At 59.4% G+C, this 20519-nt stretch carries 23 protein-coding genes and 1 riboswitch; all 23 genes read left to right on the top strand.

Going from position 1 to position 20519, the window contains the following annotated elements:
• Positions 1–45 precede the first annotated feature (45 nt).
• On the top strand, positions 46–804 hold the full coding sequence (locus BTUS_RS16885) for a cell division protein FtsQ/DivIB (protein WP_013075840.1): 759 nt from the start codon (positions 46–48) through the stop codon (positions 802–804).
• On the top strand, positions 801–1505 hold the full coding sequence (locus BTUS_RS16880; RefSeq protein ID WP_013075839.1) for a DUF881 domain-containing protein: 705 nt from the start codon (positions 801–803) through the stop codon (positions 1503–1505). Before BTUS_RS16885 ends, BTUS_RS16880 begins: the two co-directional genes overlap by 4 nt.
• Before the next feature lie 97 nt (positions 1506–1602).
• A complete protein-coding gene (locus BTUS_RS09255) occupies positions 1603–2352 on the top strand; it encodes a DUF881 domain-containing protein (protein ID WP_013075838.1) in 750 nt (249 codons plus the stop codon).
• Entirely contained in the window at positions 2349–2702 is a 354-nt protein-coding gene (locus tag BTUS_RS09250) for a small basic family protein (RefSeq protein WP_013075837.1), read from the top strand. The genes BTUS_RS09255 and BTUS_RS09250 overlap by 4 nt, the downstream gene beginning before the upstream one ends.
• 136 nt (positions 2703–2838) lie before the next feature.
• Positions 2839–4059: a cell division protein FtsA gene (gene ftsA / locus BTUS_RS09245; RefSeq protein WP_013075836.1), complete on the top strand. Its 1221-nt coding sequence runs from the start codon at positions 2839–2841 to the stop codon at positions 4057–4059.
• 16 nt (positions 4060–4075) lie between these two features.
• Positions 4076–5149 (top strand): cell division protein FtsZ, encoded by a 1074-nt coding sequence (gene ftsZ, locus BTUS_RS09240; protein WP_013075835.1) that lies wholly within the window; start codon positions 4076–4078, stop codon positions 5147–5149.
• 168 nt (positions 5150–5317) lie between these two features.
• Positions 5318–6265: a sigma-E processing peptidase SpoIIGA gene (locus BTUS_RS09235; protein ID WP_169307956.1), complete on the top strand. Its 948-nt coding sequence runs from the start codon at positions 5318–5320 to the stop codon at positions 6263–6265.
• 25 nt (positions 6266–6290) lie between these two features.
• Positions 6291–7019, top strand: a complete 729-nt coding sequence (sigE, locus tag BTUS_RS09230; RefSeq protein ID WP_013075833.1) for an RNA polymerase sporulation sigma factor SigE — start codon at positions 6291–6293, stop codon at positions 7017–7019.
• A 75-nt stretch (positions 7020–7094) separates the two neighbouring features.
• On the top strand, positions 7095–7880 hold the full coding sequence (sigG, locus tag BTUS_RS09225) for an RNA polymerase sporulation sigma factor SigG (RefSeq protein WP_013075832.1): 786 nt from the start codon (positions 7095–7097) through the stop codon (positions 7878–7880).
• A gap of 134 nt (positions 7881–8014) precedes the next feature.
• Entirely contained in the window at positions 8015–8305 is a 291-nt protein-coding gene (locus tag BTUS_RS09220; protein WP_013075831.1) for a YlmC/YmxH family sporulation protein, read from the top strand.
• Between the two features lie 48 nt (positions 8306–8353).
• Positions 8354–9202 carry a peptidoglycan editing factor PgeF gene (gene pgeF / locus BTUS_RS09215; protein ID WP_013075830.1) on the top strand — a complete coding sequence of 283 codons (849 nt, stop codon included), beginning with the start codon at positions 8354–8356 and terminating at the stop codon, positions 9200–9202.
• The gene (locus BTUS_RS09210) at positions 9199–9948 is read left to right on the top strand and encodes a YggS family pyridoxal phosphate-dependent enzyme (protein WP_013075829.1); all 750 of its coding nucleotides are present in this window, start codon (positions 9199–9201) and stop codon (positions 9946–9948) included. The genes pgeF and BTUS_RS09210 overlap by 4 nt, the downstream gene beginning before the upstream one ends.
• Complete coding sequence (locus tag BTUS_RS09205; protein WP_013075828.1) at positions 9949–10374, top strand: cell division protein SepF; 426 nt, start codon at positions 9949–9951, stop codon at positions 10372–10374.
• Positions 10375–10686, top strand: a complete 312-nt coding sequence (locus tag BTUS_RS09200) for a YggT family protein (protein WP_013075827.1) — start codon at positions 10375–10377, stop codon at positions 10684–10686.
• A 166-nt stretch (positions 10687–10852) separates the two neighbouring features.
• Positions 10853–11359, top strand: coding sequence for a DivIVA domain-containing protein (locus BTUS_RS09195; RefSeq protein WP_013075826.1), 507 nt, complete (start codon positions 10853–10855; stop codon positions 11357–11359).
• Between the two features lie 179 nt (positions 11360–11538).
• Positions 11539–14325 (top strand): isoleucine--tRNA ligase, encoded by a 2787-nt coding sequence (gene ileS, locus BTUS_RS09190; protein ID WP_013075825.1) that lies wholly within the window; start codon positions 11539–11541, stop codon positions 14323–14325.
• Between the two features lie 36 nt (positions 14326–14361).
• Positions 14362–14529: riboswitch (M-box (ykoK) riboswitch) on the top strand.
• 86 nt (positions 14530–14615) lie between these two features.
• Positions 14616–16325: an ABC transporter permease gene (locus tag BTUS_RS09185; protein WP_013075824.1), complete on the top strand. Its 1710-nt coding sequence runs from the start codon at positions 14616–14618 to the stop codon at positions 16323–16325.
• Between the two features lie 14 nt (positions 16326–16339).
• Positions 16340–17623, top strand: coding sequence for an ABC transporter ATP-binding protein (locus BTUS_RS09180; protein WP_013075823.1), 1284 nt, complete (start codon positions 16340–16342; stop codon positions 17621–17623).
• Between the two features lie 108 nt (positions 17624–17731).
• A complete protein-coding gene (gene spoIIAA, locus BTUS_RS09175) occupies positions 17732–18082 on the top strand; it encodes an anti-sigma F factor antagonist (RefSeq protein ID WP_013075822.1) in 351 nt (116 codons plus the stop codon).
• 1 nt (position 18083) lies between these two features.
• On the top strand, positions 18084–18530 hold the full coding sequence (gene spoIIAB / locus BTUS_RS09170; protein ID WP_013075821.1) for an anti-sigma F factor: 447 nt from the start codon (positions 18084–18086) through the stop codon (positions 18528–18530).
• A gap of 8 nt (positions 18531–18538) precedes the next feature.
• Positions 18539–19309 (top strand): RNA polymerase sporulation sigma factor SigF, encoded by a 771-nt coding sequence (gene sigF / locus BTUS_RS09165; protein ID WP_013075820.1) that lies wholly within the window; start codon positions 18539–18541, stop codon positions 19307–19309.
• Positions 19310–19439: 130 nt separating this feature from the next.
• Entirely contained in the window at positions 19440–20105 is a 666-nt protein-coding gene (locus BTUS_RS09160; RefSeq protein ID WP_013075819.1) for a stage V sporulation protein AA, read from the top strand.
• Complete coding sequence (locus BTUS_RS09155; RefSeq protein WP_041305528.1) at positions 20095–20517, top strand: stage V sporulation protein AB; 423 nt, start codon at positions 20095–20097, stop codon at positions 20515–20517. Before BTUS_RS09160 ends, BTUS_RS09155 begins: the two co-directional genes overlap by 11 nt.
• Positions 20518–20519 lie beyond the last annotated feature (2 nt).

The raw sequence follows: 20519 nt of genomic DNA, 5'->3' as shown, positions 1-20519 counted from the left end.
TAGATATGCCGCTCTTTTTTTCAATATGACGGGGGTTCGGCAATTTTGAACACTGGTGGCACCCCGGGGGCGAAAGGAAAGGCCGAGGGCGGACGGCGGCTGCGGGCGCGGATTTTGTTGTTTGCGTTTCTCCTCGGTTCCGCCGTAGCCCTGTTTTTTGGTTCTCCCCTCTCCCGAGTGAGGCATATTCACGTGGAAGGAACGCATAGTTTAACACCAGCCGAGGTGGAACAGGCGGCAGGGGTTCCCCTCGGCACTTGGTGGTTTGAGGTAAAACCCGCCGAAGTGGCCGCCCGAATCCAACGGGCTTTTCCACTGGCGGCGGATGTCCGCGTGCACTTCAACTGGACAGGCTCCTTGGATATTTCGGTGAGGGAAAAAGGAGTAGTGGCGGTGTTTCCTTCGGGGGGCGCTTGGTACCGGCTTCTGGAGGACGGGACGGCGCTGGATGTGGTGAGGCCCGGAGAGACCATCGGCATGCCTTTGATCACCGTGGGAGCCCCGCCCCAAGTTACCCTCGGCAAACCCGTGGCGCCGGTGGTTGCGTCCTGCCGCCAACTCGCTTTACTGCCGCCGGAACTCCGGGCCCAGTTAGCGGAAGTGCACGTCGGCGATTCCACGATGTGGACGGTGTACACGGTGGATCATTATGAGCTGCATGTGCCGGCGCAGGAATTCGCCCAGCGCATGCAATGGTTCCCCCAGATTCGGGATCAGGTCAAAGACCGGGGGCCCGGTGAGATTTGGCTGACGGATCCGTTCCGCTACAGTCCCTTTCCCGGCGGAAAGGGGGGGCGATCATGATCAAGCGGATAGAGACGGCCTTTTTGTTAACACTCATCGGCGTGTTATTGGGATTCATGCTCACGGTACAGTTGCGAAGCACCCATGCGGTCCGATGGCCCCCGCCCCCGCTGCGCGTCGATGAAAACTCAAAACTCCTGGATTCCCTCGCTTCGGCGAAACACACCAACGAGGCGCTTGAGGCGAAGATCTCCGACCTTCAGGCCCAAGTGGACCGATACGAGAAGCAGGTGGATGCCGAGATCGGAACGATGGCCCCGGATCGCCAGAAGTTAGAGGATTATCAGATCCTGGCGGGTACTGTGCCGGTACACGGCCCAGGGGTGAAAGTGATCATCGACGACCACCATGGCCCGATTCCGGTGGGGGTTGATCCGCGCTACGCGATTGTGCATGATTTTGATCTTAGGCGGGTGGTGAACGAATTGTACGCGGGCGGGGCCGAGGCGGTGTCGATCAACGGGGAGCGGATGGCGGTGAATACCGGGGTGGTCTGTATCGGGCCGACGATCCGGGTGGGGTTGGCGCGACTCGTTCCTCCTTTCACAATTGAGGCCATCGGAGATCCGCAAAAAATGACCAGCCAACTGAATCGGCCGGGAGGAATCCTGGATTTACTGCGAAGTCGGACGGTGACGGTGACAGGTCCGGTGGTCCAGGCGGAGTTGCACCTAAAATCGGCCACGGGGTTGACGGGGTGATGGCGCGGCCGTTGGGAAGTGCAGGTGCGGTTTTATCGGAGGCGCAAAGCGGGGCGCACGGGGAGCCGATCGCATCGATGACAAAGGGGCGAAAAGGGTGGCGGATACACAGGGACCCCAAGTAACGGGTCGTTCGAAACGGACGCTGTACATCATCTTGTTTGCGGCCTCTCTGATCGTCGGATTTATGGCTGCGGTGCAGATCTCCACGGTTCGGCAGCCGGCGACGGCGCGCAGCGACATCGTGGAACTGCGAAGCGAATTGGCCCAGCAGCAGGCGAAACAGGAAGGGCTGCTCAAAACCTTGGACGATCTACAGCATCAACTGGAAAAATACCAAGCCACAGGAGGAAATCGCGCCGGAATGGCGGAAGCCTTGGTGCAAGAGGTTCAGGATGCCAGGCGCCAAGCGGGTCTTGAACCCGCCAGCGGCCCGGGGGTGATCGTCACCATCCGGGATCTTCCAGGGCCCGCGATTACTGGGCAGGACACGCACGTGTACGATTGGATGTTACAGATGATCGTCAATCTTCTGTACGGTAACGGGGCTGAGGGGATCGCCTTAAATGGCCAGCGTTTGATCACCACGTCCTTTATTCGCGAGGTGAATGGGGTGATGCAGGTGGACACCCACCCCATCTCCATGCCTTACGTGATTGCGGCGGTGGGAGATCCCGACCGGATGCAAGCGGCCCTCACCATCAATCCGATTGTTCAGGACTACCGTCAGATTGGAAAAGAAGTGACCATTGAGGTGCGCAAAGGCGGTGAGGTGGTCCATCTGCCCGCCTACCATGATCCAGTGGAATTCCGTTTTGCAAAGAAAGAGGTGACCGGGGGATCATGATCTGGTTGTCCATTGTGGGGTTGATCCTCGGGGTGTTGCTCGGCTTGGCGTTTAATGTGACCATCCCCCCTCAATTCTCCAGTTATCTCTCTATTGCCGTTTTGGCGGCGCTAGATACGGTGTTCGGGGGGATCCGGGCAGGGCTAGAAGGAAACTTCGACAGTCGCGTCTTTATCAGCGGGTTCTTTTTTAATACGTTGCTTGCGGCTTTTCTCGCCTTTATCGGCGTGCAATTGGGGGTCGATCTGTACCTGGCAGCGGTCTTTGCCTTTGGAGTGCGATTGTTCCAAAATATCGCGACGATTCGGCGCATCTTGATGGACCGCAGGTGGCCATCTTCTTCTTCGTAATCGATTTTCAGCCGGATGCCGGGACATCCGGCGCTTCTTTTTTGTAAAGATGCCTTCGAAAAAAAAAGGGATTCCCTGCGTTGCGTCGAATTTTCTAGGAGAGCATCTAAGGGAGTGGGTTTGGGGGTGCCATTGTTTGACCAAGGGCGACATCATCGTCAGTCTGGACGTTGGGACATCCAAGATCCGGATCATCATCGGAGAAGTAACAGGCAGCAACTTGAACGTGATCGGCGTCGGGACGGCACCGGGTGACGGGATCCGCCAGGGAGCCATTGTCGATATCGACACAACGGTCCAGGCGATTCGAGAAGCGGTGGAACATGCTGAACGGATGGTCGGCGTGCATATCCAAGCGGCCTACGTCGGGGTATCCGGCAGCCACATCGCCTTGCAATCCAGCCATGGAGTGGTGGCGGTCTCCTCGCCGGACCGCGAGATCACCGAAGATGACGTCGACCGCGTGCTTCAGGCCGCCCGGGTCATGGCCCTGCCTCCCGAACGGGAGATCGTGGATGTCGTTCCAAAGGAATATATCGTCGACGGGTTGGAAGGGATCACCGACCCCCGTGGCATGATCGGAGTCCGGCTGGAGGTGGACGCCCATATCATTACGGGATCCCGGACGGTCATTCACAACTTGGTGCGATGTGTGGAGCGCGCCGAGATGGAGATTGCGGGTCTTGTCCTCCTCCCTTTGGCAGCCGGATCCGTCGCCCTCTCCCCGGATGAAAAGAAGCTCGGCGTCGTGCTGGTCGATCTGGGTGCCGGGGCCACGACCATCTCGGTGTTCGAGCGGGGTGCCCTCGCCGGGGTCAGTGTGCTTCCGGTCGGCGGAGATTACGTGACGAACGATATTGCCATCGGTCTGCGGACGCAAACGGACGTGGCCGAAAAGATTAAATCCAAACACGGCTGGGCGATGGTGACCTTGGCACCCAGGGACGAGCGGTTTAAAGTCCCAAGGATCGGCAACCAGGATGAAAAAGATGTGTCGGCACAGGAGTTGGCGGCGATCATCGAACCGAGGCTTCAGGAGATGTTCTTCCTCGTTCGCCAAGAGATCGAGCGCATGGGGGTGGCGGGGGAGATTCCCGGAGGTTATGTTCTGTACGGCGGCGTGTCCGCCACCCGCGGGATCGACAAGCTGGCCGAACATGAGTTGGCCGCTCCGGTGCGGGTCGCTGTCCCCGAATTTTTGGGTGTGCGGGATACTTCGTTTGTCAATGGGGTGGGCATTATCCGATATGTGGCCAACCATAGCTACCGCCGGGCTGTGGATCACCAGCCCGCTCGCAAAGGGGCGTCCCCCGGATTGATTCGACGAATTAAGAGTTGGTTTGCCGATTTTATGTGAGCGGAGGGACACGGTGATGCTCGAGTTCGAATTCGACACGGAGCACCTCGCACAGATCAAGGTGATCGGCGTGGGAGGCGGAGGCTGTAACGCGGTCAACCGGATGATTGAATCCGGGATCAAGGGTGTGGAATTCATTGCGGTGAACACCGATGCCCAGGCTCTGCAGCTGTCCAAGGCCGAAAGCCGGCTGCAGATCGGGGAGAAACTCACCCGGGGCCTAGGGGCCGGGGCGAATCCGGAGATTGGGAAGAAAGCGGCCGATGAGAGCCGGGAGCAGATCATGAACGCCCTGCGGGGAGCGGATATGGTTTTCGTAACGGCCGGGATGGGGGGCGGTACGGGCACCGGAGCGGCGCCGGTGATCGCCGAGATCGCCAAAGAACTCGGGTCCCTGACGGTGGGCGTGGTGACTAAACCTTTCAGTTTTGAAGGACGGCGCCGGATGAACCAGGCAGAACAGGGAATCCAGCATTTGAAAGAAAAGGTGGATACGCTGATCGTCATCCCCAACGATCGGTTACTGGAGATCGTCGATCGCAATACGCCCATGCTCGAGGCGTTCCGGGAAGCGGACAATGTGCTGCGCCAAGGCGTGTCGGGGATCTCCGATCTGATCGCCGTCCCCGGATTGATCAACGTGGACTTCGCGGATGTGAAGACCATCATGACCGAGCGGGGTTCGGCCCTGATGGGGATCGGAGTGTCCAGTGGGGAAAACCGCGCCGCAGAGGCGGCGAAAAAGGCGATCTGCAGCCCGCTGCTGGAAACCTCCATCGACGGGGCCCGGGGAGTGCTCATGCATATTGCTGGCGGCAACAATCTCAGCCTGTTCGAAGTGAACGAAGCCGCAGACATCGTTTCCTCTGCGGCCGACCCCGAAGTGAACATGATTTTTGGTGCGGTGATCAACCAGGATTTGAAGGACGAGATCGTCGTGACGGTGATTGCCACCGGTTTTGAACACAAAGCCCAGCAAACGGCCAAGCCCGCCAACAAAGTGGAGATCCGACCTTTTCAGAATGTCCAGGCGCCGACTCAATCGGAAGATTACCACATCCCCGCTTTTCTTCGACATCGGCGCGGATAAGGGGTCGAAGCCAAAGAGCTTGGCCGCCCCGGAACCGAGTGAAAAAACCCAGACAGCGCAAGCCTTCGGAGGCACCGAGGGCTTTTTTTATGCCTTCGTCAAGGTATGACAAAGTTTGTCATAGACATGTACTATACTGATTTGTACGGTGCCCCGGGTGGGAAGAAGGTGGAACCGGTGCCGGTGATGTACGGGGATTTGGTGGCGGCGGTGAACGCGGGGATGGACGCCTTAACCCTATGGGGGACAGCTTGGATCCTTCGCATTCGACCCCGGCCCCTGCGGGTCCTCTTGGCTGCGTGTTTGGGGGCGGCCTACGCCATGGCGGAGCTGTTTCTGCCTGCTCTGGGCGGGTGGTGGGCGCGCATTGTCGTCTCCGCTGCGATGGTTCGCTTGGCCCTGCCCCTGCGGGGCGTAGGCTATTGGATCCAGGGTATGGCTTTCTTTTATCTCGCGAATTTTGTGTTCGCCGGCGCCATGATCGCCTTAGAGTGGGGCTTCGGCGGCGCCGCCGGGGTCGGGGCGGGTCTTGTGGTCATGAGTGGGACCCCCGCCTGGCTGTGGCGATGGAGAACCGGGGTCCTAGCCCTGGGCGTCCCCCTTGGCCTGTTGCTGTTGGCGGGGTTATACCGGGTCAAGCGGCGCAATGAGCAACTGGTGGACTATACGGCTCGCATGAAGGTCGTCACCCCCCTGGGCAGCCGGGAGGTGCCGGTCCTGCTCGACTCCGGTAATCAATTGCGGGAGCCTCTCAGCGGCTGGCCGGTGATCGTCGCAGAAGCCGAAGGCCTGCGGGGAATTCTCCCGTCCTCCTTGTTCGAGTGGCTTCGAGATGCCCAGGGGTCGGGCAGGGATCCACCGATTGCACCGACGGCGGATCCAGGAGAGGAATGGTGGTCCCGACTTCGGGTGGTCGCCTGGCGTGGCGTTCGCGGCCGCGGTGGGCTGCTGCCAGCCTTTCGACCGGACGTCGTTCAAATCCGGCAGGGATCCCGGGTCTGGACGGTGGGCCAGGTTTACGTGGCAATCCAGGCGGAGCCCGTAGATCGGCGCCGGCGATACGCAGCCATTGTACCCACATCGGTGCTCGATTCGGCGGAGATCATCGCCGGGTGAGCCGGTCAGTGAAGGAGGACGCGAGATGGGCGAACACTGGGCGAATTGGAAACGGCGTTTGCGGTTGTGGTGGTGGAGAGTTACCGGGCGCTTCTTCCCAGGGGACGAGGTGGATTACGTCGGCGGGGGAGAAGCCTTGCCGCCTCCCTTAACCCGGGAAGAGGAGGAGGCTCTCTTGGTTCGCTTGATCGAGGGAGACGAATCCGTGCGCTCCACCCTGATCGAGCGCAACCTGCGGCTGGTCGTGTACATCGCCCGGAAATTCGAGAATACCGGGATTTATATCGAGGATTTGGTTTCCATCGGCACCATTGGCCTGATCAAAGCGGTGAACACCTTTGACCCCCAGAAGCGAATCAAGCTCGCCACTTACGCCTCCCGTTGTATTGAGAATGAAATCCTGATGTTCTTGCGCCGGAACAATAAAGTTCGGGCCGAAGTCTCCTTTGATGAACCCTTGAATGTCGATTGGGACGGAAATGAACTGCTTTTGTCCGACGTCCTGGGGACGGAGAACGACACGATCTACCGCAATATCGAAGAGCAGATCGACAAACATCTGCTGTATGACGCTCTGGGGAAGCTGACCGAACGGGAACGAAAGATCATGGAATTGCGTTTTGGCCTCGCCGGCGGTCAGGAAATGACGCAAAAAGATGTGGCCGATCTCCTGGGAATCTCGCAATCCTACATCTCCAGGCTCGAGAAACGCATCATAAAACGCCTCCGCAAGGAGTTCAATCGAATGCTATAACTGCATATTTCTTCCCGCTCAGGGGATACTGATGACCGAGCCGTCGGCCCACCCCATCGACGCGGGAGGGACACTATGAAACGCAATAAGGTGGAAATTTCCGGAGTGAATACCTCGCAGTTGCCCGTGCTGACCAACGCCGAGATGCGGAAGCTGTTCGCCGAATTTCAGGCTGGAGATCTTTCCGCTCGGGAGCGGCTCATTCACGGAAACCTGCGCCTGGTGCTCTCCGTGATCCAGCGTTTCAACAACCGGGGGGAGAACGTGGACGACCTGTTTCAGGTCGGGTGCATCGGATTGATGAAAGCCATTGATAACTTTGATCTCGGTCAGAATGTAAAATTCTCGACCTACGCCGTACCGATGATCATTGGGGAGATTCGGCGGTATCTGCGGGACAACAATCCCATTCGGGTCAGTCGATCGTTGCGGGACATCGCCTACAAAGCGCTGCAGGTTCGGGATCAATTAACAAACGAACGGCTGCGGGAACCGACGATCACGGAGATCTCCGAGCAGCTCAACCTGCCCAAGGAGGACGTGGTCTTTGCCCTGGACGCCATCCAAGATCCCGTTTCCCTGTTCGAGCCGATCTACCATGACGGGGGCGACCCGATCTATGTCATGGATCAGATCCGGGATGACCGCAATCAAGACGTACTCTGGGTTGAAGAGATCGCCCTTCGGGAAGCGATGAACAAACTGGGCCAGCGAGAACAAAAGATTTTGGCGATGCGATTTTTTGAAGGCAAGACCCAGATGGAGGTGGCTGAGGAGATCGGCATCTCCCAGGCCCAAGTCTCCCGCCTCGAAAAGTCGGCCATTCAGCACATGCAAAAATTCATTAAAATCCAGGGCTGAGCCCCGCCCGGCCCTCGGCGCCCCCTCCCCGGGCGCTTTTTTTTGTTGGGCACTTTCCCGGGGTGTCCGCATATATAAAAGATGAGAAGGGTGAGGGCGACGACTGCGGAAGCAGGGATGAGGCGATACAAGGGATGAAAGCGTCGGAACTCCAGGCGAAAGACGTGGTGAATATCCGGGACGGCGCCCGTCTTGGCATGGTCGGCGATTTGGAAATCGACCTGGAACAAGGGGTGGTCCGGGCCATCGTCGTGCCCGGGACTTCTCGCTGGTTCGGGTTGTGGCGAAACGGCCAGGAGCATGTGATTCCGTGGGACCAAATTGTCAAAATCGGCACGGATGTGATCCTCGTGGAATTGCGGCCGGCTGCCGAAGGCGGGAGTCATCGCTCGGCGGATGGACCGGGTGTGTCCGAGGGCTACTAGATGTGGTACACTGGGTGGCGAGAGAGCAGCGGCTGGAGGAGCGGGGTCATGGAGTGGGAGTTGGCCCGCGAAGCGGGCGTGACCTTTTGGCGGGTCCCGGCTTGGGAGGAAGGGGGCCGGGTGAGAGCCCGTTTTTTCACCCGGGTGGGCGGGGTGAGCCGTCCGCCTTATGATAGCTTGAATTTTGGCTTCTCGACCCGGGACGAAGCGGGGGCTGTGCTGGAGAACCGCCGCCGGGCGGCGGAAGCCTTTGGCATGCCCCTGGAACGCTGGACCTTCTGCCGGCAGGTTCACGGGGATCACATCCTCACGGTCTCCTCAGCCGACGCCGGCCGGGGGGCCCTGAGCCCGGAGAACTTGTTGGGGGAAGCGGATGCTATGGCTGCCCGGGATCCCGGCGTGGTTTTGGCGGTCCTTGCGGCAGATTGCGTGCCGATTCTGTTGTACGCGCCCGATGTCTCCGCTGTGGCTGCCGTGCACGCGGGGTGGCGGGGCACCGCGGTCCGGACACTGGAGGCGGCCGTTCGGAAGCTGGTCGAGTGGGGGGCGGTGCCGGAGCAGCTCTACGCCGCCATCGGTCCTTCCATCGGACCCTGTTGCTATGAGGTGGATGAGAAGGTGCGGGAGGTGTTCCATCAGAGGTGGAAGCTCGTCCCCGAGGGCGTTTTCGTACCGGGGCGCCCGGGACATTATTTTCTGGACCTGTGGCGGGCCAACCGGGAGATTCTTCGGGATGCGGGGGTGTCTGAGGATCGGGTGGCGGTCCTCGGGGTGTGCACATCCTGCCGGCCGGACGTGTGTTATTCCCATCGGAGGGACAATGGGGTCACAGGCCGGATGGCCGCCGCCGTGGCCCTGGTGGATGATGACGGGGTGGGAGGAGGACGATCGGCGTGAGCACAGGTGAGCGCATTGCTGAGGTGAAAATGCGCATCGCCCGGGCGTGCGCCCGGGTGGGAAGAGATCCTTCGGGCGTGCGCCTCGTGGCGGTGAGTAAATACATTGATGCAGCCCGGGCCAAGGAATGGGTTCAGGCCGGGCTGACGGACCTCGGAGAGAACCGTCTGCAGGTGGCGCAGGAGAAGCTGGAGGCATTGGGCTCTGGGGTGACCTGGCATTTTATCGGTCATCTGCAGACCAATAAGGTCAAGGCGGTCATTCAACATTTCGCGTGGCTTCACTCTTTGGACAGGCCTTCCTTGGTGGACGCCTTGGCCAGGCGGTTTGCGGAAGGGCCGCCCGAGGGGCCACCGCTGAAAGTTTTGGCCCAGGTGAATGTCGCCGGGGAAGAACAAAAAAGCGGAGTGGCCCGGGAAGAAATCGGGGATTTTCTCGACTACATACAGAGCAAAAATCGATTTTCCCGATGGATCATGGCGGGGTTTATGACCATGGCTCCGGCGGTCAACGACCCCGAAGAGGTGCGCGGAGTGTTCCGGGAGCTGCGGCAACTCCGGGACAGATTTGGCCATCACCCGGTGTGGCGGAATCGGGACAATCTGGAGCTTTCGATGGGCATGTCCGGAGACTTCGAGGTGGCGGTGGAGGAAGGGGCCACCATTGTTCGCCTCGGGAGGATCTTGTTGGACAACGAGAGGACAGGCCCTGAGGCCGAGTCAAACGGAGAGAGGGGAGTGGTATGAATGGGCGACCGGATGCGTCGTTTCTTTCAGTTCCTGGGATTCGGGGATGAGGAGTGGGTAGAGGAACCCCGGGAGGAGGAGATCTCCGGGCCGGTGCCGGGCTCCGGAAAGAAAGGGGCGGTGGTCAGCCTTCACCAAGCGAAGTCGGTCAAATTGGTTCTCTGCGAACCCGCTCGGTTTGAAGAAGGGCAAGGGATCGCCGACCACCTCCGCAATCGCCGGGCTGCGGTGATCAATCTGCAAAAAGTCCCCTATGAAGATGGCCTGCGGATCATGGATTTTCTCAGCGGTGTCCTGTATGCGCTGGGAGGGACGATGCAAAAGATCGGGCCCCAGATCATCCTGTGCGCCCCGGACAATGTAGACGTCCAGGGGGCGATCTCAGAATATCTCAGCGGCCAGGAATCCCAGGACAAAACGAGGTGAGTGGAAGCATTGAATCTGTACATCACAGTTAGCCAGGTGGTTGGCATCCTTCTCCAAGTCTACTGGTACCTGCTGATCGCCCGAGCATTCCTATCGTTCTTTCCCGACGTCTGGGACACATCCCTCGGCAGGTGGCTCGTTCGCCTGACGGAGCCGTATTTGGCTCCCTTTCGCCGCTTCATCCCAAGTTTGCCCCTTGGAGCCATTTCCTTGGACCTTTCCTACATCGTGGCCCTTGTCGTCTATTATTTCCTTGAGCGGGGTGTCATGCTGCTGCTGTTCTGGATTTTTCGCGCGGTGGGGGTGGTCTAGGTGTCGTGGCCGTGGCAAACGTATCTTCTGCCCGAGGAGCGTCCTCGTGCCCGTCAACAGGCAGATTGTGCGGGTGGGACACCTTTAGAGAGCGGGTGCAGGATTTCCCCACCGGGCGTCGAATTCTAGGGACAGCATGGATGCCGATTCGGGGGAGGTGGACGGCGTGTCATTAACGCCGTTGGATATTCACAATAAGGAATTCAGCGTATCCTTTCGTGGCTATAATCAAGATGAAGTGAATGAATTCTTACGGCAGGTCATTCAAGAGTTCGAAGGATTGATCCGGGAGAACAAGCAACTGGCCGAGCAGAGCCGACTCTTGGAAGAACGCCTGGCGCACTTCTCGAATCTGGAAGAGAGCCTGAGCAAGTCCATCGTTGTTGCCCAGGAAGCGGCGGAGGAGGTCAAGGCCAACGCCCGGAAAGAGGCCCAGTTGATCGTGCGGGAAGCGGAAAAAAACGCCGACCGGATTGTCAACGAAGCGTTGATGAAATCCCGAAAGATCCTGATGGAGATGGAAGAAATCCAAAAACAGGTCTCCGTGTTCCGCACTCGCCTGCGCTCTTTGGTTCAGGCCCAATTGGAGATGATCGAAGCGCGGGATTGGGATGACCTGGCAGAAGACTTGCAGCAGGCGGGGCAACTGGAGTCCGGGACCGGAAGTCGGTGATGAGCCCGATTTGACAGGCTTTCTGGCAATCTCTATACTGGTGGTGCGGAGTGGCGTCGCCGGGCGGTGGTGCGGCGCTGCGGGAGTCAGGAGAGGGTTGTGCGGCGAAAGGTGACGGCCTCTCGTCCCTGCGCGGGGATGGGGGCTTTTTGTTTGTCGGGTGGAAAGGAGGACGCCTCATGGACTATAGCCATACCTTACATCTGCCGAAGACCGATTTTCCCATGAAGGGGAATTTGCCGAAGCGGGAGCCGGAGATCCAGCGGCGCTGGGATGAGATCGGTCTGTACCGCCGATCGGTGGAGATGCGGCGGGGACGGCCGAAATTCATTCTTCACGACGGTCCGCCTTATGCGAATGGGAACATCCACGTCGGCCACGCCTTGAACAAGATTTTGAAGGATATGATCGTGAAATTCAAGACGATGGACGGTTTTGAAGCCCCCTACGTACCCGGGTGGGATACTCACGGTCTGCCCATTGAACATGCGATTATTAAATCCAAGAACCTCAATCGCCACGAAATTGACGTGTTGGAGTTCCGGGAGATGTGCCGGCAATACGCTCTCGAGTACATCGACCGGCAAAGGGGGCAATTCAAGCGTCTGGGGGTGCGAGGGGATTGGGATCATCCGTATATGACCCTGGAGCCGGGTTATGAGGCCGTTCAGATCCGCGTTTTTGGCGAGATGGCCAAAAAAGGTTATATCTACCAAGGCCTCAAACCCGTCTACTGGTGTCCGTCCTGTGAGACGGCCCTGGCTGAGGCGGAGATCGAATATCGCGACAAAGTGTCACCGAGTATCTATGTAAAATTTCCTGTCGTGGACGGTCAAGGGGTTGTGGATCCGGCGGGGACCTCGGTGGTCATTTGGACGACGACGCCCTGGACGCTGGTGGCGAACCAAGCTGTGGCTCTGGGCCCGGATTTTCGCTACGTTTTGGTGGAAGTGGGCAGCGAGCGGTGGGTGGTCGCCAAAGACCGGTTGACACACGTGCTGAAAGCCGCAGGGCGGGATCCCGACGCAGGACGGGTTCTCAAGGAATTCGCCGGCAGGGCGCTGGAGGGGGCGATTCTCCAGCATCCTTTCCATAAAGGCCGGCGGGCTCCGGTGGTGCTGGGCGATCATGTCACCCTGGATGCGGGTACCGGCGCCGTTCATACGGCTCCGGGCCACGGCATGGAGGACTATCTTGTCGGTCTCAAGTACCACCTGCCGATAGAAGCTCCGATTGATGACCGGGGCCGTTTTACCGAGGCCGGTCAGCCGGTGGCCGGACAATTCTACGCGAAGGCCAACGATGTCTTGTGCGATCTTTTGCGCCGGGAAGGGTCCATGGTGGCCGAGGGGGAAATCCGCCACCAGTACCCGCACTGCTGGCGGTGCAAGAATCCGGTCATCTTTCGGGCCACGGAACAGTGGTTTGCCTCCATCGACAAGTTTCGTCAGGAGATGCTGGACGAGATCGAGAAGGTCCAGTGGATTCCCTCCTGGGGCAAACAGAGGATTCACAACATGGTGGCCGAACGCCAGGATTGGTGCATCTCCCGCCAGCGGGTCTGGGGCGTGCCGATCCCGATTTTTTATTGTGAAACCTGTGGGGAGACGGTGATTGACGACCAGACCATCGACCATGTGGCTCGTTTGTTTGAGCAGCACGGCTCGCAGGTGTGGTTTGCCCGGGAGGCCAAGGATTTGCTCCCCGAGGGGTATCGGTGCCGATGCGGCGGCGATTCGTTCCGCAAGGAAACGGACATCATGGACGTGTGGTTTGACTCGGGGTCGAGCCATATGGCGGTGTTGGAGCGGAGGCCGGAGCTTCGCTGGCCGGCCGACATGTACCTGGAAGGATCGGACCAGCATCGCGGATGGTTCAATTCATCCCTTTCTACGGCTGTGGCGGTAAAGGGACAAGCTCCTTACCGGGCGGTGCTGACCCATGGATTCCTGTTGGACGGCGAAGGGCGCAAGATGTCCAAGAGTCTTGGGAATGTGGTGGATCCCCTGGAGGTGATGGATCGCCTGGGGGCGGATATCTTGAGGCTCTGGGTGGCGTCGGTGGATTACCGCTCGGACGCCCGGGTGTCCGACGCCATCTTGAAGCAAGTGGCCGAGGTCTATCGCAAGATCCGGAATACTTTCCGGTTTTTGCTTGGGAACTTGAACGGTTTTGATCCGGCGGCCCACCGCACATCTTACGAACATATGACAGAACTCGACCGCTGGGCCCTGGATCAACTCCAACGGCTGGTGGAACGGACGAGCGCTGCGTATCGGAATTACGAGTTTCACCTGGTGTTTCACGCCGTGCACAATTTTTGCGCCGTTCAGATGAGCGCTTTTTACCTCGATGTGCTTAAGGACCGGTTGTATTGTAGCCGGGAGGCGGATCCGATTCGGCGGTCGGCCCAGACGGCCATGTACGAGATCCTGGTGACTCTGGTGAAATTGGTGGCTCCCATCATCAGCCACACCGCCGATGAGGTGTGGGGTTACATTCCGGGGGTAAAGGGGCCGAGCGCCCAGTTGGAGGACTGGCCCCAGGTGCGGTCCGAGTGGAAGGATGACGCCCTGATGCGCAAGTGGGAACGGATTCTGGAGTTCCGGTACGAGGTGGCCAAGGGGTTGGAGACAGCCCGTCAGCAGAAAGTGATCGGCAATAGCCTCGGAGCGGCGGTGGAGGTGTGGCTCGGTCCGCGATTTGAAGACATCCGGGGGATGGCCGAGGAGCTGCCCCAGATTCTCATCGTTTCCCAAGTGTCCGTTCACGGACCGGAAGAGACGGTCCCTTCGGACGCCTTGGAATTTGAAGGAGTCAGCGTCAGAGTCACCCCCGCTCAAGGTGAAAAATGTCAGCGTTGCTGGATGGTGTTGCCCGAGGTCGGGACGGTGGAGGGTCACCCGGACCTGTGTCGGCGGTGCGCCGAGGTGGTGGATGAGCTTCCCCTTGATGACCGACCCTGAACGTGCTACAATCGCCATGGTCAAAAAAGAAGATTTCACCATCCTCGTTAGGTGAGGCGTGTGTACAAACACAGGCCACTGCCCGGAAACGTCGAAAGACGCCAATGGGTAGACCAGGGATTGCCGGATTAAGGCTTTCCCTAAGGTGGCTGAGCATCCGGGCTCTACGTTGTACACTGCCGAAGCTCAACCAGGGGGAAGGTGTGCGTTATGCGCATGGTGTCCCCCGGCTTCGGGGGTTTTTTTATGGAGTCAAGAACCATCCTGTGGGAAGAAAGGGGGAGACGGAGATGCCCGCCTACGGACAGGTCCGAAAAAAGACGGTTTGGTGGGTGGATGCGGCGCTACTGGCCGGGGTGCTGGGGCTCCTGTACGGCATCGTGCAGGTGGGGAAGGGGATGGTAGAACCCTATGCCCCCCAGTCGATGACCGTTTCCCTCGACCCTTCGGCCCTCCCGTACTACGCCGGTCGAAGCTTAATGCGGATGTTTGTGGCTCTCGGGGCTTCGGTGGTGTTTACGGTTTTGTATGCCCGCCTGGCCTCCCGGAGCCGGCTGGGGGAACGGATTCTGATCCCTTTGCTCGACATTCTGCAATCGGTCCCGGTGCTCGGGTTTTTGTCGGTGACGGTGGTCGGGTTTATGGCCCTGTTTCCGGGGAGTTTGTTGGGGCCGGAATTGGCTTCGATTTTTGCGATATTTACCGGTCAAGTGTGGAACATGACCTTTGGGTTTTATCAATCGATTACAGGAGTTCCGAAGGAGCTCCGGGAGGCGAGTCGACTGTACGGGCTGGGCGGGGTCCGCCGGTTTTTCGTGTTGGATCTTGCGTACGGGGCGGTGCCGTTGGTTTGGAACAGCATGATGTCTTTTGGCGGAGGATGGTTTTTTCTCGCTGTTAGCGAGTCCATCACCGTGATGCACCGGGATATCCGCTTGCCCGGGATCGGATCGTACATGGCGGCGGCGATGGATGCGGGAGATGTCCGAGCTCTTCTGTATGCCATGGTCACCATGGTCATCGTGATTATTGTCGTGGATCAACTGTTCTGGCGTCCCCTGGTCGCATGGGCCCAGCGCTTCAAGGTGGAGCAGACGGCGGGCCCGGATCTGCCCACTTCGTGGATGTTAACGCTGTTGCGGCGTTCCCACATTGCCGAGTGGGCCCGCCGGGTGTTTTTTGAGCCGGCCTGGCTGTGGATGATCGCGGGGCGCCCGCCTCGGGCGCCTCGGATGCGGATGCCCTCGGTGGCCAAAAAGGTCGTCTCCGCTGTGATCTGGGCCGCGGTGTTTGTGGTGGCGGTGTACTGGATCATCCGGGGCGGGCTGATGCTGAGGGAACTGGGGTGGCGAGAGCTATTTTTCCCTGTGCTGTATGGGGTGCTCACTCTTCTCCGGGTGGCGGCGGCGGTGCTGCTGGGAGCGCTGTGGACGATCCCCGTGGGCGTGTGGATCGGCACGCACCCGAAATGGTCCCGGGTGGCCCAACCGGTGGTTCTGGTGGCGGCTTCGTTTCCGGCCAATATGTTTTTTCCGCTGATTACCGCAGCCTTTTTGTCCTTGCACGTAAGCCTTGAGTGGGGATCGGTGGCACTGATGATGCTGGGAACCCAGTGGTATATCCTATTCAATGTGATCGCAGGGGCGTCCGCCATTCCGGGCGACCTCCGGGAAGCCAGCGATTTGATGCGCCTTGGCGGATGGCGCCGATGGAGGCTGCTCATTCTGCCCGTGATTTTTCCGTCTTTGGTCACCGGGCTGGTGACGGCGGCCGGAGGGGCATGGAACGCGAGTATCGTCGCCGAAGTGGTTTCGTGGAAGGGGACCCAGCTGGCGGCCACCGGGCTCGGGGCGTACATCACCCGGGCGACCACCAATGGCGATTGGCCGGCCATTGTCTGGGGCATTGTCGTGATGGCCGCTTTTGTCGTCGCGGTAAACCGCCTGTTGTGGAGGCGTTTGTACCGGTTGGCTGAAAACCGGTACCGGTTGGAAGTGTGAGAGGGGGGGCAGGGATGGCTCTGCTAGAATTGCGCCACGTGTCCAAGGACTGGGAAGTGGGGCCGGGTACGACAACGACGATCCTCAAAGATGTCTCGCTCAAAGTGGAAGAGGGGGATTTTGTCGCCCTCCTCGGCCCTTCGGGGTCGGGCAAATCGACTCTATTGCGGATTATCGCCGGGCTGATTCCCCCCACCGAGGGTCAGGTGTTGTACCACGGCCGGCCGGTGGACGGGGTGGCGCCAGGAGTGGCGATGATTTTTCAAAACTTTGCCCTGTTTCCGTGGCTGACGGTGTTGGAGAATGTCGAACTCGGGTTAGAGCGGACCGACATCCCGCCTGCAGAAAAAAGGAAGCGGGCGTTGCAGGTCATCGATATGGTGGGCTTGGACGGTTTTGAGACGGCGTTTCCGAAGGAGTTGTCCGGCGGGATGAGACAGCGGGTGGGTTTTGGCCGGGCCCTGGTGGCCGAACCCGATGTCCTCCTCATGGATGAACCCTTTTCGGCCCTGGACGTGCTGACCGCTGAGAATCTGCGCCGGGATCTGTTGGAATTGTGGCTTGAGAAAAAGATTCGGACCAAAGCCATTGTCCTCGTTACCCACAGTATCGAGGAGGCGGTGTACTTGGCCAGCCGGGCCGTGGTGCTTTCCCGGGACCCCGCTCAGGTGGTGACGGACATCCGAATCACTCTGCCGCACTGGCGGGATAAACAGTCCCCGACTTTTCTTTCGTTGGTGGATCAACTCTACGCCATTATCACCCGACGAACTCCCGTGGCCGAAGCGGTGCCTGCGGCGGCCAAATCGATGACCCGGGTGCCGGAGGTGCGTTCGGGCGCCCTCACGGGACTGTTGGAGCTGTTGGATGACCTGGAAAGCCGGACGGATTTGTATAAATTGGCGGACAACCTGATGCTGGATGTGGAAGATTTTCTCCCCATTGTCGAAGGGGCCGAACTCTTGGGGTTGGTCAAGGTGGAGCATGGCGACATTGAGCTGACCGACGTCGGGCGTCGCTTCGCCGACGCCAGCGTGCTGGAGAGGAAGGAAATTTTTCGCGATCTGGTGTTAAAAAAGGTCCCGACCATGGAGAAAATGTTATGGGTACTTCAGTCAAAACGGAATAAGCAGATTGCCAGGGAATTTTTTCTGCAGATTTTCGAGCGGAGGTTCAGTCCGGAAGAGGCGGCCAAGCAACTGGATATTCTTATCGACTGGGGGCGCTATGCGGAACTGTTCGGCTACGACGAACAGGGAGGGCGTTTGTATCTTGAAGGGGAAGAGGACGCGCCGTGAGGGTCGAACCGTGACGGATTCCCTCGATTTTCCTGTTCTTTTGTCGATGGGCAGGATTTCCCGGCCCGCATCGCGAATTGCTGGTGAAGATCGGGAGGAGGGATGGGCATGTCTCTAGAGGTGGAGGCGGTGCATCGGTCGGGGGTTGTGGTGGCCCGGTTGCGGGGAGAGTTGGACCATCATACATCGGACGGGGTGCGGGCCAAGGTGGACGCGCTTTTGGAAGAGACCGGGTCGATTCGGTTGCTGTGGAACCTGTCGGATTTGTCTTTCATGGACAGTTCAGGTCTCGGGGTGCTGCTGGGCCGGTATCGCAGGATCAGCCAGCGCGGCGGGAAGATGGCCTGCTGCGGCTTGACGGCGCCCGTGCGGAAACTGTTGGAGTTGTCCGGGGTGCTGCGCATCGTGCCGGTGTATGAGGACGAGTCCGGCGGCATCGCCGCATTGAGGGAGGCCTAGGATGAGCGCGACACGGAATGTGATGCGATTGGAATTCTCCAGTCGATCGGAAAACGAATCCTTCGCCCGGGTGGCCGTTGCCGCATTTGTCGCTCAGCTTGATCCGACCGTGGAGGAACTTACCGAGATTAAGACCGCAGTCTCGGAAGCGGTGACCAATGCCATCATTCACGGATACGGGGACCGGGAAGGGATGGTGAGCATCACCTGCACCCTTGAGGGAGACGTGGTGGAGATTATGATAGACGACCAAGGAGTGGGCATCGAGGATATCGAGTTGGCCCGTCAGCCCATGTATACCTCTCGCCCGGATTTGGAGCGGTCGGGAATGGGCTTTACAATCATGGAAAATTTCGTGGACAAAGTCGAAATCACGTCCCGCCCCCGCCAAGGTACCCGGGTGCGCCTGGTCAAGCGGTTGAAGAGCCGGACGACGTCGGAACACTAGGTGAGATCATGCAACCGGAGAGGGATTTTGGTTCGACAAAAGCGAAACTGACCGATCAACAGGTCAGGGAACTGATCGCGCAAAGTCAATCCGGGGATGCGGGGGCCCGGGAGACCCTGGTTCTCTTTAACCAGCGGTTGGTCTGGTCGGTGGTTCAGCGCTTTTTGGGTCGGGGCTACGAGCCCGAGGATCTGTTCCAGATCGGGTGTATCGGGCTGATGAAGGCGATCGATAAGTTTGATCTCAGTTACGACGTGAAATTCTCCACCTATGCCGTTCCGATGATCATCGGCGAAATTCAGCGTTTTTTGCGGGATGACGGCACGGTGAAAGTGAGCCGATCGGTCAAGGAAACCGCTCGGCATATCCGAAGGGCCCGGGACGAGCTGGCGAAACGTTTGGGTCGGCAACCTCATATCAATGAGCTTGCCGAGGAGCTGGGGATGGACCCGGCGGAAGTGGTGTTCACCCAGGATGCCATGAGGGCACCGGCTTCGATTCACGAGACGGTGTTTGAGAACGACGGGGACCCGATCTTACTGATGGACCAAATCGCCGACGAGGAACAAGAGAAGTGGTTTGATCGCCTGGCGCTCACCGATGCGTTAAACCGGCTGCCTGAGCGGGAGAGGCTGATCGTGTTCCTTCGCTTTTTCAGGGACAAGACCCAATCGGAAGTGGCGGAAGTGCTGGGGATTTCTCAAGTCCAGGTCAGTCGCTTGGAAAAAAAGATTCTGAACCGGATCCGCCGGCAACTTCTCGGTGAGGATGACGGGTAGGGCTTCGCCCGAAGGGAGGGCGGAGCTTTTTTTTGCCTTGGCGGCCGTGGGCGCCACCGTGGGCGCACGACTCTGGACGGGCGGGAAAAACTGGGCATACTAACGGGGAACCGGGAGGAGGCGGATTTCCTTGGAGGTTGCGCCGGAGGTTGATGTCTACATTCGCCCGAAGGAACGGTTGAGTCTGCGGCCCGGGGAGTACCTGACCGTCGGCCAGGCGGCGGAGGTGGTGGCGGTCGACTCCGGCGGGGGGGACCTGAGGCGGATCGTTGTGGGAATCCCCGTTTCGGATTGGAGTCCCCGGCAGGGGGGTGTGCGGGTGGTTCAAGCCATTGACCTGGTGGCGGCCATCAAACGGCGCCTGCCTCACGTTAACGTTCATTTGATCGGGCCGACGGAGACGATCGTCGATCTGGAGGACCTCGGCGTCTCGAAACCGCCTTGGCTCAAGGTCACGGCGGTGTGGCTTCTGCTTTTCGTCGGTTCCGGATTGACAATCATGAACTTCCACGCCGACGTGAGCATGGTCCGGGTCCACCAGCGGGTGTATCACCTGATCACCGGTGAATACAAGGCCCACCCTTACATTTTACAAATTCCCTATGCCTTTGGGGTTGGACTGGGGATGGCCCTGTTCTTTAACCATCTGCTCCGGCGAAAAATCAACGAAAATGAACCCAGCCCTCTCGAGGTGGAGGTCTTTCAGTACGAGCAGATGATCAATCAGTATGTGATCACCCAGGAGGGGAGTCGTCAGGAACGGGCGCCGGACCCGCGTGAGGCCCATGATCCGTGAGGGGCTGGCGGCAGCGGTGGGGTTGGCCTGGGGCGTGACGGTGGGGAGTGGGTTTCTGGCGCTGTTGTCCGTGTTGGACGTGGTGCCGAGGCTCGTTCAGTTGACCCGGTTTAAGGGGGGACTGTTGGCCTATCAGTGGGCACTGATCGCCGGTGCCTTTATGAGCGCGTTATCGGAAATTTTTCCCATGCCCATGAGCCTATCCCGGTGGGTGGCCGGGGCATGGGGACTTTTTGCCGGGGTATTCGTGGGGATGGTGGCCGGGGCGCTGACCGAGGTGTTGAATGTGCTGCCGATCCTGGCCCGGAGACTTCGCCTGGAGCCGGTTTTGCCGCTTCTCGTCTCGGCCATGGTCATCGGAAAGATGATCGGGTGCCTCGTGAATGTTCTATTTCCGGAGTTGTCGCCCTAGGG

Source organism: Kyrpidia tusciae DSM 2912, assembly GCF_000092905.1.
GTDB lineage: Bacteria > Bacillota > Bacilli > Kyrpidiales > Kyrpidiaceae > Kyrpidia > Kyrpidia tusciae.
This window is presented reverse-complemented; position numbering and strand designations above follow the sequence as displayed.